The following is a 13,579-nucleotide window of genomic DNA, read 5'->3' as shown; positions in this document are numbered from 1 at the left end:
CTTGAAACCCAGGCTGGCAGCGGGTTTCAAGAAGATTCAAAGATGTCATGGAATTGTCATATAGGGAGCTTAGAGTTCGTCTTGTCAAAAATTTGTCATTCCCAACCAATGTTCTCTGGAGGACATATGAAGCTGGTCAAGACTGCCGTGGCAGGCATCGTTTCGATGGTCGTAGCGGGTACTGCGTTCGCGGCGGAAATTACCGGTGCAGGCGCTTCCTTCCCGGCGCCCGTCTATTCCAAGTGGGCCGACGCATATAACAAAGCAACGGGCAACAAGGTCAACTATCAATCCATCGGCTCGTCGGGCGGCATCAAGCAGATCGGCGCCAAGACGGTCGATTTCGGCGCCTCTGACGCGCCGCTGAAGGACGAGGAACTGAGCAAGCAGGGCCTGGTCCAGTTCCCGACCGTGATCGGCGGCGTGGTGCCGGTGATCAATCTGCAAGGCGTGAAGCCGGGCGAGCTGACCATCACCGGCGAGGTGCTGGCCAACATCTACCTGGGCAAGATCAAGAAGTGGGACGACCCCGCGATCAAGGCGCTGAACCCGCAAGCCAAGCTGCCGAGCCAGGACATCCTGCCGGTGCGCCGTGCCGACGGCTCGGGCACCACCTTCATCTTCACCAACTACCTGTCCAAGGTCAGCGCTGACTGGAAGGGCTCGGTCGGCGAGGGCACCACGGTCAACTGGCCGGGCGGCGGCACCGGCGGCAAGGGCAACGAGGGCGTGGCCGCCTTCGTGCAGCGCCTGAATGGTGCCATCGGCTACGTCGAGTACGCCTACGCCAAGCAGAACAAGATGACCCACGTGAACATGAAGAACGCGTCGGGTGCCGTGGTCAAGCCGGGCGACGATGCCTTCAAGGCAGCCGCCGCCGGCGCGGACTGGAGCAAGAGCTACTACCAGATCCTGACCAACCAGCCGGGCAAGGATGCATGGCCGATCGCCGGCGCCACCTTCATCCTGGTCCACAAGAACCAGGACAAGCCGGCGCAGGGTGCCGAAGTGCTGAAGTTCTTCGACTGGGCCTACAAGAATGGCACCGGCATGGCTGCCGACCTGGACTACGTACCGCTGCCGGAAAACGTCGTCAACCAGATCCGCACGACCTGGAAGACCATCGTCAAGGACGCCTCGGGCAAGGCGCTGTACTGATCTGACGGCATCGCCGGCCCCGTGCGAGCGCGGGGCCGGTGTCCGGGCGGCCTGACTCTCGCCCGGACACCGCGCTCCCGCCCAGGCGGGAGCGGCGATCCAACCTGAATTCTCCGACATGGCGACCATCCCCTCCGACACCCGCGGCGTGCAGCCTCCAAGCCGGCTCGGCGACATCCTGTTCGGCGGCCTCACGCGCGGCGCCGCCATCGTGACGCTGCTGCTGCTGGGCGGCATCATCGTCTCGCTGGCGATCAGCGCCTGGCCCTCGATCCAGACCTTTGGCGCGCGCTTCCTGTGGACCGCGGAGTGGGATCCACCCGCCGATGTCTACGGCGCGCTGGTGCCCATCTACGGCACCATCGTGACCTCGCTGATCGCGCTGATCATCGCGGTGCCGGTGAGCTTCGGCATCGCACTGTTCCTGACCGAGCTGTCACCCGCCTGGCTGCGCCGCCCGCTCGGCACCGCCATCGAACTGCTGGCCGCGGTGCCGTCGATCGTGTATGGCATGTGGGGCCTGCTCGTGTTCGCGCCGATCTTCGGCGAATATTTCCAGAAGCCGCTGGCCGCCACGGTGGGCCAGCTGCCGGTGATCGGCAAGCTGTTCCAGGGCGCGCCGCTGGGCATCGGCCTGCTGTGCGCGGGCGTGATCCTGGCGATCATGATCATCCCGTACATCGCCTCGGTGATGCGCGACGTGTTCGAAGTCACCCCGGTGCTGCTCAAGGAATCCGCCTACGGCGTGGGCTGCACCACCTGGGAAGTGATGTGGAACGTGGTGCTGCCCTACACCCGCGCCGGCGTCATCGGCGGCGTGATGCTGGGCCTGGGCCGTGCGCTGGGCGAGACCATGGCCGTCACCTTCGTGATCGGCAATACCAACCTGCTGGACAGCGCGTCGCTGTTCTCGCCGGGCAACAGCATCACCTCGGCGCTGGCCAACGAGTTCGCCGAAGCCGGCGCCGGCCTGCACACCGCTGCGCTGATGGAGCTGGGCCTGATCCTGTTCTTCATCACCTTCGTGGTGCTGGCGCTGTCCAAGCTGTTGCTGCTGCGACTGGCAAAGAATGAGGGAACCAAATGAGCCACGCGAGCCAAGCCGTGTCGTCTGTATCGATCCCCGCCGTCCGTCCCGACGCCGACGCCGTGCGCGCCCGGCTGCAGGCGCGCCGGCGTCGCACCAACCTCTATGCACTGACCGCCTCGCTGGTCGCCATGGCCTTCGGCCTGTTCTGGCTGGCGTGGATCCTGTGGACCACCGTCACGCTGGGCGTCGGCGGCCTGTCGCTGGACCTGTTCACGCAGATGACCCCGGCGCCCAACACCGCTGGCGGCGGCCTCGCCAATGCCATCTTCGGCAGCTTCGTGATGGTGGGCATGGCCACGCTGTTCGGCACGCCGCTGGGCATCCTGGCCGGCATCTACCTGGCTGAATACGGCAAGAGCTCGCCGCTGGCCAGCTTCATCCGCTTCATCAACGACATCCTGCTGTCGGCGCCGTCGATCGTGATCGGCCTCTTTGTCTACGCGCTGGTGGTGACCCGCATGGGCCACTTCTCGGGCTGGGCCGGCATCTGCGCGCTGGCGCTGCTGCAGATCCCGATCGTGGTGCGCACCACCGAAAACATGCTGAACCTGGTGCCCAACGCGCTGCGTGAAGCGGCCTTCGCCCTGGGCACGCCCAAGTGGAAGATGGTGCTGTCGATTACGGTGAAGTCATCGTACGCCGGCATTGTGACGGGCGTATTGCTGGCGGTCGCGCGTATCGCCGGTGAAACCGCGCCGCTGCTGTTCACCGCGCTGTCCAACCAGTTCTGGACCTCCGACCTGAACAAGCCGATGGCCAACCTGCCGGTGACCATCTTCCGCTTCGCCATGAGCCCATTCACCGAATGGCAGCAACTGGCCTGGGCGGGCGTGTTCCTGATTACGATCGGCGTGCTGGCCCTGAATATCCTGGCGCGCATCCTGTTCAAGAAGAGATAAGCGGCGGGACGACAATCCCACGTTCCGCCCTGAAGACTGCAAGCTGACTGCAAGCGAGAGAACGCAATGACCTCCACCGTCATCGACATTCCTGATTCGGTACGCGCCAAGATCGACGTGCGCAACCTGAACTTCTACTACAGCCAGTTCCATGCGCTGAAGAACATCAACATGTCGATCCCCGACCGCAAGGTCACCGCCTTTATCGGCCCGTCGGGCTGCGGCAAGTCGACGCTGCTGCGTACGTTCAACAAGATGTACGCGCTCTACCCCGAGCAGCGGGCCGAGGGCGAGATCAACATGGACGGCGAAAACCTGCTGACCGCCAAGCAGGACATCGCGCTGCTGCGCGCCAAGGTCGGCATGGTGTTCCAGAAGCCGACGCCGTTCCCGATGTCCATCTACGACAACATCGCCTTCGGCGTGCGCCTGTTTGAGAAGCTGTCGCGCTCGGAAATGGACGACCGCGTGGAATGGGCGCTGACCAAGGCGGCGCTGTGGAACGAGGCCAAGGACAAGCTGCACCAGTCGGGCTACGGCCTGTCCGGCGGCCAGCAGCAGCGCCTGTGCATCGCGCGCGGCATCGCCATCCGCCCGGAAGTGCTGCTGCTCGACGAGCCGTGCTCGGCGCTGGACCCGATTTCCACCGGCCGCATCGAAGAGCTGATCGCCGAGCTGAAGGACGAGTACACCGTGGTGATCGTGACCCACAACATGCAGCAGGCCGCGCGCTGCTCGGACTACACCGCCTACATGTACCTGGGCGAGCTGATCGAGTTTGGCGAGACCGAGAAGATCTTCATCAAGCCGCACCGCAAGGAAACGGAAGACTACATCACCGGCCGTTTCGGTTGATGCCAGGACTGAAAAGCAGGGCAGGGACTAGCATACCCATAGCAGCCAGGAGAAACCCATGACTGACAAGCACCTGTCGACCCAGTTCGACGCCGACCTCAATGCGATCAATACCAAGCTGCTGCAGATGGGCGGGCTGGTCGAGTCGCAGATCGAAGTTGCCATGCGCGCGCTTGCCGACTTCGACGCCGACCTGGCCGACCAGGTCATCACGCGCGAACAGCAGCTCAACGCGCTGGAAGTCGAGATCGATGCCGATTGCGGCAACATCATCGCCCGGCGCCAGCCGACCGCGCGCGACCTGCGCCTGGTGATGGCCATTTCCAAGACCATCACCAACCTGGAACGCGCCGGAGACGAGGCCGAGAAGATCGCCAAGCGCACCAAGCACATCATGGAAGACGCGTCGGCGCACAGCATCAACTATGCCGAGGTGAAGCTGTCGGGCGAGATGGCGATCTCGCTGCTGCGCCAGGCGCTGGATGCCTTTGCCCGCCTGGACACCGTGGCGGCGGCGCGTATCGTCAAGGACGACAAGGCCATCGACGAGGAATTCCGCGGTTTCGTGCGCAAGCTGATCACTTACATGATGGAAGATCCGCGTACCATCTCGGTCGCGCTGGATTTCCTCTTTATCGCCAAGGCGGTGGAGCGTATCGGCGACCACGCCAAGAATATCGCGGAGTTTATTATCTACATCGTCAAGGGGACGGATGTCCGCCATGTCTCGCGCGAGGACATGGAGCGCGAGGCGCTGAGTTGAGCGGGCTGATTGCGGAGAACGATACACATGCCGAGTAGTATTCTCGTTGTCGAAGATGAACCGGCGATCGCCGAACTGATTGCCGTCAACCTGCAGCACGCGGGGCACTATCCGATCCGGGCCTATAACGCCGAGCAGGCGCTGTCGCTGATGAGCGACGTGCTGCCCGACTTGGTGCTGCTGGACTGGATGCTCCCGGGCAAGTCGGGCGCGACCTTCGCCAAGGAGCTGCGGGCCAACGACCGCACCCGCCAGATCCCGATCATCATGCTGACCGCCCGCGGCGAGGAGCAGGACAAGGTGATGGGCCTGGAGGCCGGCGCCGACGACTACGTCACCAAGCCGTTTTCGCCCAAGGAATTGCTGGCCCGCATCAAGGCCGTGCTGCGCCGCCGTGCGCCACAGCTGACCGACGACGTGGTGGCCATCAACGGCCTGCGGCTGGATCCGGCCACGCACCGCGTTACCGGCCAGGACGACAGTGGCCCGATCAAGCTCGACCTGGGGCCGACCGAGTTCCGCCTGCTGCACTTCCTGATGACGCATCCGGAGCGCGTGCACAGCCGTTCGCAACTGCTCGACCAGGTCTGGGGCGACCACGTCTTTGTTGAAGAGCGCACCGTCGACGTGCATATCAAGCGTTTGCGCGCAGCGCTCACCCCCGGTGGCTACAGCAACATGATCGAAACCGTGCGCGGCAGCGGCTACCGCCTCGCGCGCTCTCCCGGCGCCTGAACGGCCGGCGGCGCGGGGCGGCGCCATTCCACCCCGCGCTACAACCCACGCTGCTGGCAGGGCGCGGCGAATCCGTGGCACACTCCGTCGCAACCCGTGCGGCCACGCAATGGCCGCTAGAGCCTGAACCCTGCGCATGAATGTCATCTGGGCCCGCTCCGTGGCCATCCTGATCAGCCTGCTGGTGGTGTCCGCCGGCGTCTACCTGGCCTTTGGCCCGGTCGCCGCGCTGGCACTCTCGTGCGTCGTGCTGCTCGGGCTGCTTTGCTTCTACCTCTACCAGATCAACCGCCTGTGGAAAGTGCTGGACGCGCCGGTCTACGGCGAGATCCCGAGCGCCGTGGGCCTGTGGGGCGAGGTGTATTACCGGCTGCACCGGCTGGTCAAGCGCTGGCGCACGCAGGTACTGCAGGTTGAGCAGCAGCACACCCGCTTTATCCAGGCGATCCAGGCCTCGCCCAACGGCGTGCTGATGCTGGACGACGCCGACCAGATCGAATGGTGCAACGACGTGGCCGAGCAGCACTTCGGCCTGAACGCGCGGCGCGACGTGCGCCAGCGCATCACGCACCTGATCCGTCGGCCCGAATTCGTGCACTACCTGACGCGGCAGCGCTTCGACGATCCGCTGCTGATGCGCGACATGGGCGAGCACAAGCACAGCGTGATCGCGGTGCAGATACTGCCCTATGGCGACAACCGCAAGCTGGTGATCACGCAGGACATCACCAAGCTGGAAAACACCGAATCGATGCGCCGCGACTTCGTCGCCAACGTCTCGCATGAGCTCAAGACGCCGCTGACGGTGCTGACCGGTTTCCTGGAAACCGTGCGCGACCTGCCGGTTTCGGAAGAGGATCGCCGCCGCTATATCGACATGATGCTGGTGCAGTCGATGCGCATGCAGAGCATCGTCGAGGACCTGCTGGCGCTGGCCAAGCTGGAGAGCGATGCGCAGCCGCCGGGCAACGACATGGTGGCCGTGCAGGCGATGGTGGCGCACCTGATGCATGATGCCGAGGCGCTGTCGCAAGGCCGGCACAAGATTGCGGCCGAGATCGACCCCACGGTGGGATTCCGCGGCGCCGAGACCGAGCTGTTGTCGGCGCTGGGCAACCTGGTGTCCAACGCAGTGCGCTACACGCCGGAAGGTGGGCGCATTTCGCTGCGACTGGGCTGGGAAGAGGGCCATGCCGTCTTCTCGGTAGCCGATACCGGCCTCGGCATCGGCGCCGAACATATCCCGCGGCTGACCGAGCGCTTCTATCGCGTCGACCGCAGCCGCTCGCGCGATACTGGCGGCACCGGACTGGGCCTGGCCATCGTCAAGCACGTGCTGTCGCGCCACCATGCCGACCTGCGCGTGACCAGCGAGGAAGGGCGCGGCAGCGTGTTCCGCATCATCTTCCCGCTGGAGCGCAGCGTGCGCACCCTGAGCGACGCGTCCGCCGCCGTGCCGGCATCGCCGCAGGCACCGGATTCGTCACGCCGGGCCGCCTGAGCGGTTTGCCTCACCGGTCCGCCAAAGCAACAAGCCCCGCCGCGGCGGGGCTTGTTGCTTTTCGGCAGGGATTCACGGATTGCCGCCGAACATCACCAGCATGTCGTTCTGGCTGACACGCGGATGCTTGGACCGCGTCTGCTTGCGCACGTAGTTGCCGTCCGGCTGCATGATCCACGCGGAAGCATTGTCGCGCAGGTGGACCTGCAGGCTTTCCTTGATCACGCGCGCCTTCAGCGCCTTGTCCAGCACGGGGAAGGCCACCTCGACGCGGCGGAACAGGTTGCGATCCATCCAGTCGGCGCTGGACAGGTACAGCACCTCTTCGCCGCCCGCGCGGAAATAATAGACGCGATGGTGTTCCAGGAACCGCCCGACGACCGAACGCACCGAGATGTTCTCGGACATGCCCGGCACGCCCGGCATCAGCGCGCAGACGCCGCGTACGATCAGGTCGATCTTCACCCCCGCGCGCGAGGCCTTGTAGAGCTCGTCGATGATCGACGCCTCCAGCAGGGCATTCATCTTGGCGATGATCCGGGCCGGCTTGCCGGCGCGCGCGTTGCGGGCTTCGGCGCGGATATGCTCGACCAGGTTGGTCTGCATGGTGAACGGCGACTGCCACAGGTGGTTCAGCCGGATCGTGCCGGCGGTGCCGGTCAGCAGCTGGAACACGTGGTGGACGTCTTCGCAGATCGCCTCATCGGCGGTCAGCAGCCCGAAGTCGGTATAGAGGCGCGCGGTGCGCGGATGGTAGTTGCCCGTGCCCAGATGCGCATAGCGGCGCAGCTTGACCTGCTTGGCCTTGGGGCCGGTCGGCTCGCGCCGCACGATCAGCAGCATCTTGGCGTGGCACTTGTGGCCGACCACGCCGTAGATCACGTGCGCACCGGCCGATTCCAGCCGCTCGGCCCAGTTGATGTTGGTCTCTTCGTCGAAGCGCGCGAGCAGTTCCACCACCACGGTGACTTCCTTGCCGTTGCGCGCGGCGGTCATCAGCGCTTCCATCACCAGCGACTCGTTGCCGGTGCGGTAGACGGTCTGCTTGATCGCGACCACGTTGGGATCCGCGGCCGCCAGCTGCAGCAGGTCGAGCACCGAGCTGAAGCTCTCGTACGGGTGGTGCAGCAGCACGTCCTGCTGGCGCATCACGTCGAACATCGACATGCCGCTGGCGAAGGCCTTCACGGGTGCCGGCACATAAGGCGGGTACTTGAGGGCGGGGCGATCGACCATGTCGGGGATCTGCATCAGCCGCACCAGGTTCACCGGGCCGGAGACACGGTACAGGTCCTGCTCGCTCAGGCCCGACTCCAGCAGCAGCCGGCGCGCCAGCGGCATCGGGGTATCGGAGGACACCTCCAGCCGCACCGTGTCGCCGAAATGGCGCGTCGGCAGTTCGCCCTGCAGCGCTTCGCGCAGGTCGGTGATTTCGTCTTCGGAAACGAACAGGTCGGAGTTGCGCGTGACACGGAACTGGTAGCAGCCGTGCACCGCGATCGCCGGGAACAGCTCGTGCACGAAGCCCTGCATGAACGACGACAGCATCACGAAGCCGAACGGGTAGCCCGACAGCTTCTCCGGCATCTTCACCACGCGCGGCAGCGCGCGCGGCGCCTGCACGATGGCGAGATCGGCCTCGCGGCCGAAGGCATCCTTGCCGGACAGTTCCACCACGAAATTCAGGCTCTTGTTGAGCACGCGCGGGAAGGGGTGGGCGGGGTCCAGCGCGATCGGCGTCAGCACCGGTGCCAGCTCGCGCTGGAAGAACTCGCGCGCCCATTCGCGCTGCGCGTCGGTCCAGGTCGTGGTCAGGTGGAAAAAGACACCTTCTTTTTCAAGAAGTGGAAAAATGGTGTTCTGCAGCATGTCATACTGCGAAGCAACAAGCCGCTGCGTGCGCTCGGTGACAAGCTGGTAAGCCTGCTGGAAGGACAGTCCGTCCGGCGTCAGCCCCGACGCGTTGTCGCGCATCTGTTCCTTCAGGCCCGCCATGCGGATTTCAAAGAACTCGTCCAGGTTGCTGGACACGATGCAGATAAACTTCAGGCGCTCCAGAAGCGGTACCTTGGGGTCCGCGGCTTGCGCCAGCACGCGGGCATTGAATTCCAGAATGCCCAGCTCGCGATTGAGCAGCGTGCTGGACGGTGTCGTCGACATGGTCATGACCTTCTTTTGGTAATGTGGCGACTTTTCCATAGAATCGTGTCACTTTCATGACAGTTTGATTTTGTCATGAGGATGACATGACAAGGACATATTTTTCCGGGGCGCGAGCGCCGGCACCGGGGCACCCGGCAGTGCCCCGGCCGAGCCACGCAACATCCAAGCGAACCAGCCCTCCAGGCACACGATGAACGACACTCCACACCTGCTCGCCGCCGTCGACATGGGCTCGAACAGCTTCCGCCTGATGATCGGGCGGGTGGACGAGACCACCACCGCCAATGGCCCGGCGAGCCAGATCTTCCAGGTCGACGCCCTGCGCGAGCCGGTGCGGCTTGCGGCTGGCCTGACGCCCGACAAATACCTTGACCAGCCCGCGCGCCGCCGCGGCATCGATGCGCTGCGGCGCTTCGGCGACCGCCTGCGCGACTTCGCACCGAACCAGGTGCGCGCGGTCGCCACCAATACGCTGCGCGTGGCCAAGAACGCGTCGGAGTTCCTGATCGAGGCCGAGAACGCGCTCGGCTTCCCGATCGAAGTCATTGCCGGGCGGGAAGAAGCGCGGCTGATCTACCTGGGTGCCTCGCACGATGCGCCGGCCTGTCAGGGCAACCGGCTGGTGGTGGACATCGGCGGCGGCTCGACCGAATTCATCATCGGCAGCGGCTACCAGTCCAAGCTGATGGAGAGCCTGTACATCGGCTGCGTATCGCACAGCCGGCAGTTCTTCCCCAGCGGCAATGTCGACGAATACGCGATGAAGCAGGCCGAGCTGGCCGCGCGGCGTGAGATCCAGGTGCTGGTGCGCCAGTACCGCGCCGCCGGCTGGGAGCAGGCGGTCGGTTCGTCGGGCACGGCGCGCGCGCTGGCCGAGCTGATCGAGCTCAACGGCATGAACGACAACCCGGCCGACCATGGCATCACGCGCGAAGGGCTGGAGCGCCTGAAGCGCGCGCTGGTCAAGGCCGAGAACACCAACCGGGTCAAGCTCACCGGCCTGAAGGCGGACCGCATCCCGGTGCTGCCGGGCGGGTTGTCGATCATGCTGGGCGTGTTCGCCGAACTCGACATCGACCGCATGGATGTGACCGACGGCGCGCTGCGCCTGGGCGTGCTCTATGACCTGCTGGGGCGCAGCCACCACGAGGATATGCGCACCGTCACGGTCGATCAGTTCATGCGCCGCTACGGCGTCGACCGCGCCCAGGCAGGGCGCGTGCGTGGCAGCGCGCAGGCCCTGCTGTCACACTTCCCGGATCCCGCCAATGAACGGCGCGAAGACAACCTGGCGCTGCTGGGCTGGGCCGCCAGCCTGCATGAGATCGGCATGTCGATCTCGCACAGCGGCTACCACAAGCATTCGGCGTATATCGCCACGCATGCGGACATGCCCGGCTTCTCCAAGACCGACCAGGCGCGCCTGGCCACGCTGTTGCTGGGGCATGCGGGCAAGCTCGGCAAGCTGTCGGGCAGCGGCAAGTTCGTCGACTGGCGCATGCTGTTCAGCCTGCGCCTGGCCTTCGTTCTGTGCCGGCGCCGTTCGGACGTCGGGTTGCCCGATATCCGCGTCAGCCAGCTGGCCGAGGCGCTCGACGAGGGCTTCGAGGTGCGCCTGCCCAAGATGTGGATCGATGCCAATCCGCTGATCGAATACAGCCTCGCCCAGGAGGCCGACGAATGGCAGCGGATCGGCAAGCGCTACAAGGTCATCTACGACTGATGCGCGGCTGAGCGCGGAGGAAGGGGGCCGCCGCTCAGGCGGCCTGGTTCAGCCGGTTTGGTTCAGCCGGTTTGGTTCAGCCGCCCTGGGTCAGGCCGAGGAAGTGGCGGGCGTAGCGCGGGTTCATGTCGTTCACGCGCAGCAGCGTCAGGAAGTCGGCCACGTTGAAGTCCGGATCCCAGGCCGGCTGGCCGCAGATCTTCGCCCCGAGGCGCAGGTAGCCCTTGATCAGCGCGGGCGGCTCGACCTCGAGCTGCTGGTTCAGGTCCTCGACCGGCAGGGGCAGGCGCGGAAAGGCATGGTATTCGATCGGTGCCAGGTAGCGCTCGCTGAACAGCCGGTGCAGGCTGGCTGCATAGTGGCCGCCGTCGCTCATCGGCACGCTGGCGCAGCCCAGCATCGACTCGATGCCCCAGCGCTGCAGGTACTCGCCCAGCCCACCCCACAGCGCCATGATGACGCTGCCCGAGCGGTAGTCGCGGTGCACGCAGGAGCGGCCCAGCTCCAGCATCTTGGGGCGCAGGTGGGAAAGGCGCACCAGGTCGAATTCCGATTCCGCGTACAGGCAGCCCAGGCGCTTGGCCTGGTGCGGTGGCAGCACGCGGTAGGTGCCGACCACACGCAGCGTGGCCATGTCGCGCACGATCAGGTGGTCGCAGTAGGCATCGAACATGTCGATGTCCAGCTCGGGCACCGAAGACGTCAGGCGCGCGCCCATCTCTTCGGCGAACACCTTGTAGCGCAGGCGCTGCGCCTCGACTACTTCGTCCTGGTGGCGCGCCCACGCCACGCTGAGAGCAGGCGACTCACTTGCCTTATCCGATTGACGATGAAGACGGCTCCGCGCCGTCTGGCCGCCGAGGCCATTGGGCAAGGAGTCGAAAAGCGGCTGGGTCGGCGTGGGGAGGTCTCGCATCAGTATGTCCTTTTGGTGACGAAACTGTTGCGATGCAATGTAGTGAGGCGCGGTGACAGTGCCGTGACCCGCCGATGACGCTTCCGTGACGTCCGCCGGGTTGCCGGTGCCGGTGGCGATGTTGCACGGCCGGACTGGTTCTGGGGACGGGGCTGCCGGCGCGCCGGCGGGTTGGCGGGGACGATGGGGATCCGACGGGCAATCCATGGGAAATCTCCGTGACACCTGCAGTCGATGCCCATGCCTGGCATGGCTAGGGCGGCGCGGCCAGGGGGCGGCGCCGTAGCGACTCTAGGGAGCGGAGATTCCGGCTGCCATCAGCTATTTCAGATTTTGCAGGCGCAATGATGCCGGCCATGCCACGGCCTGCGGCCGGCTCGCGCGAGCCGGCTGCGCATGGCGAAGTCGGAAATGCCTGGGCTGCGTCAGAGGAATTCGGGGTTGATGACGGCACGCAGCACGGTCTGCGCCTCGCTTTCGCGAGTCCGTCCAGTCAGCCACCAGATGCCTGCCTTGCGCACGCTCCAGTCCATCTCGTTGCCGGCCAGAAGCAGGCTGGCGACGCGGCCGATCCATGGCTGGTGCCCGACCACCACCACGTGCTCGGTGCGTTCGGGCCATTGGACCGCGGCGAGGACCGCGCTGACGTCGGCGCCGGGGGCCAGCGCCTCGACGATCTGCGCGTCACCTGTCAGCGCCGCCGCCGTCTCGCGGGTGCGTACGGCGGGGCTGCACAGCACGCGGGTATCCGCCGGCAGATGCGCGCGCAGCCATCTGGCGGAGGTCTCCGCCTGCTTGCGGCCCCGGCGCGTCAACGGCCGCTGCAGGTCGGCGTGGCGGCTCAGGCTGAGGGCGTCGGGGAGGTCTTCGGCTTCGGCGTGGCGCCAGAGGATCAGGTTCATGTCGGGCGTGGCGGTGGTGATGCTTCGAGTATGGTGAAGCTGCCTGACTGGCGCAAGCGGGCGCGAGCGGACGGCCAGGTGCCGTCAATGACCGTAAACGAAATCGGGCCGCCCGTCGGGCAGCCCGCAAGTGTGTCCGGGCGCGGTGTCAGCTGCATGACAGCGCGTCTGCGACGCCCCGGAATCCACTTGTAACGGCGGGAGTGGCAACTCCGGCCGTGCGAAGACTCAGGACTTGTGGCGGAAGTTGATGCGGCCCTTGGTCAGGTCGTAGGGCGACATTTCCAGGGTGACGCGGTCGCCGGCCAGGATGCGGATGCGGTGCTTCTGCATCTTGCCCGAAGCGTATGCCCAGATTTCCACGCCGTTTTCCAGCGTGACACGATAGCGGTTGTCAGGCAGGGCTTCCGACACCACGCCGCCAAATTCAATGAGTTCTTCCTTAGCCAATCTGTTTTCCTTTCGGCAGCCCGCGAAGGCTGGGTTTGGTTATCAAAAATTCCGATCCGGTTCGGTCGGCCAGAGGCACGGCGCAGAACCGGCGCAAAACCGACGCACATTCGCCATGGCTGGCGAACCGCGCCATTGAAGTCGGTCGGGGCAGGCGCACGCGGACATTGCCGCGCGGCGCCACGCGTGGCGCCAGATACTCGATCCATACCGGTCGCGCTTCGGCCAGGCGCATGCGGATTGCCTGGCGTGGACGCTGCCGGTGACGGCCTGGGCGGCCGTTCGCTACGCGGAGCAGGGCGGGCAGGTGTACCCGGTGGTTCGCCAGTTCTGGTGTCGCCGCGGAAGGCCCGCGCCGGCTGCTGCTGAACGCTCGCAAGAGCGCGCTGGTGAGAACGCCCGGTTACAGGGATGCACGGACACC

Annotated in this window: 13 protein-coding genes; 8 read left to right on the top strand and 5 right to left on the bottom strand. The window is 65.5% G+C overall.

The features are described from left to right. Positions 1-126 precede the first annotated feature (126 nt). From pstS to phoR, 7 genes are all read left to right on the top strand, one after another. Positions 127-1,158, top strand: coding sequence for a phosphate ABC transporter substrate-binding protein PstS (gene pstS / locus LPA45_RS11285; protein WP_116321991.1), 1,032 nt, complete (start codon positions 127-129; stop codon positions 1,156-1,158). Between the two features lie 118 nt (positions 1,159-1,276). Next, positions 1,277-2,245, top strand: coding sequence for a phosphate ABC transporter permease PstC (gene pstC, locus LPA45_RS11280; protein ID WP_116321992.1), 969 nt, complete (start codon positions 1,277-1,279; stop codon positions 2,243-2,245). After that, positions 2,242-3,147, top strand: a complete 906-nt coding sequence (gene pstA / locus LPA45_RS11275; protein WP_116321993.1) for a phosphate ABC transporter permease PstA — start codon at positions 2,242-2,244, stop codon at positions 3,145-3,147. The genes pstC and pstA overlap by 4 nt, the downstream gene beginning before the upstream one ends. A gap of 66 nt (positions 3,148-3,213) precedes the next feature. Beyond that, the gene (pstB, locus tag LPA45_RS11270) at positions 3,214-4,002 is read left to right on the top strand and encodes a phosphate ABC transporter ATP-binding protein PstB (RefSeq protein WP_116321994.1); all 789 of its coding nucleotides are present in this window, start codon (positions 3,214-3,216) and stop codon (positions 4,000-4,002) included. Between the two features lie 58 nt (positions 4,003-4,060). Beyond that, positions 4,061-4,765: a phosphate signaling complex protein PhoU gene (gene phoU / locus LPA45_RS11265; protein ID WP_116321995.1), complete on the top strand. Its 705-nt coding sequence runs from the start codon at positions 4,061-4,063 to the stop codon at positions 4,763-4,765. A gap of 27 nt (positions 4,766-4,792) precedes the next feature. Then, positions 4,793-5,500 (top strand): phosphate regulon transcriptional regulator PhoB, encoded by a 708-nt coding sequence (gene phoB, locus LPA45_RS11260; RefSeq protein ID WP_116321996.1) that lies wholly within the window; start codon positions 4,793-4,795, stop codon positions 5,498-5,500. A gap of 136 nt (positions 5,501-5,636) precedes the next feature. Continuing rightward, positions 5,637-7,001: a phosphate regulon sensor histidine kinase PhoR gene (gene phoR / locus LPA45_RS11255; RefSeq protein WP_116321997.1), complete on the top strand. Its 1,365-nt coding sequence runs from the start codon at positions 5,637-5,639 to the stop codon at positions 6,999-7,001. A 72-nt stretch (positions 7,002-7,073) separates the two neighbouring features. On the opposite strand, the gene ppk1 is transcribed toward phoR, so the two are convergent. Continuing rightward, the gene (ppk1, locus tag LPA45_RS11250; RefSeq protein WP_233528287.1) at positions 7,074-9,161 is read right to left on the bottom strand and encodes a polyphosphate kinase 1; all 2,088 of its coding nucleotides are present in this window, start codon (positions 9,159-9,161) and stop codon (positions 7,074-7,076) included. Positions 9,162-9,354: 193 nt separating this feature from the next. On the opposite strand from ppk1, the gene ppx reads away from it, so the two are divergent. Then, positions 9,355-10,887, top strand: coding sequence for an exopolyphosphatase (gene ppx, locus LPA45_RS11245; protein WP_116321999.1), 1,533 nt, complete (start codon positions 9,355-9,357; stop codon positions 10,885-10,887). A gap of 76 nt (positions 10,888-10,963) precedes the next feature. On the opposite strand, the gene LPA45_RS11240 is transcribed toward ppx, so the two are convergent. From LPA45_RS11240 to LPA45_RS11225, 4 genes are all read right to left on the bottom strand, one after another. Beyond that, a complete protein-coding gene (locus LPA45_RS11240) occupies positions 10,964-11,803 on the bottom strand; it encodes a GNAT family N-acetyltransferase (protein ID WP_116322000.1) in 840 nt (279 codons plus the stop codon). Between the two features lie 425 nt (positions 11,804-12,228). Continuing rightward, positions 12,229-12,705, bottom strand: a complete 477-nt coding sequence (locus LPA45_RS11235; protein WP_116322001.1) for a histidine phosphatase family protein — start codon at positions 12,703-12,705, stop codon at positions 12,229-12,231. A 228-nt stretch (positions 12,706-12,933) separates the two neighbouring features. Then, positions 12,934-13,155: a translation initiation factor IF-1 gene (infA, locus tag LPA45_RS11230; protein WP_008641674.1), complete on the bottom strand. Its 222-nt coding sequence runs from the start codon at positions 13,153-13,155 to the stop codon at positions 12,934-12,936. After that, positions 13,148-13,390 carry a hypothetical protein gene (locus LPA45_RS11225; protein ID WP_147316264.1) on the bottom strand — a complete coding sequence of 81 codons (243 nt, stop codon included), beginning with the start codon at positions 13,388-13,390 and terminating at the stop codon, positions 13,148-13,150. The genes infA and LPA45_RS11225 overlap by 8 nt, the downstream gene beginning before the upstream one ends. Positions 13,391-13,579: the final 189 nt, after the last annotated feature.

Origin of the sequence: Cupriavidus sp. Agwp_2 (assembly GCF_040784895.1) — a bacterium.
Lineage (GTDB): Bacteria > Pseudomonadota > Gammaproteobacteria > Burkholderiales > Burkholderiaceae > Cupriavidus.
Note: the sequence above shows the minus strand (reverse complement) of the source record. Positions and strands in the feature narration are given on the sequence as shown.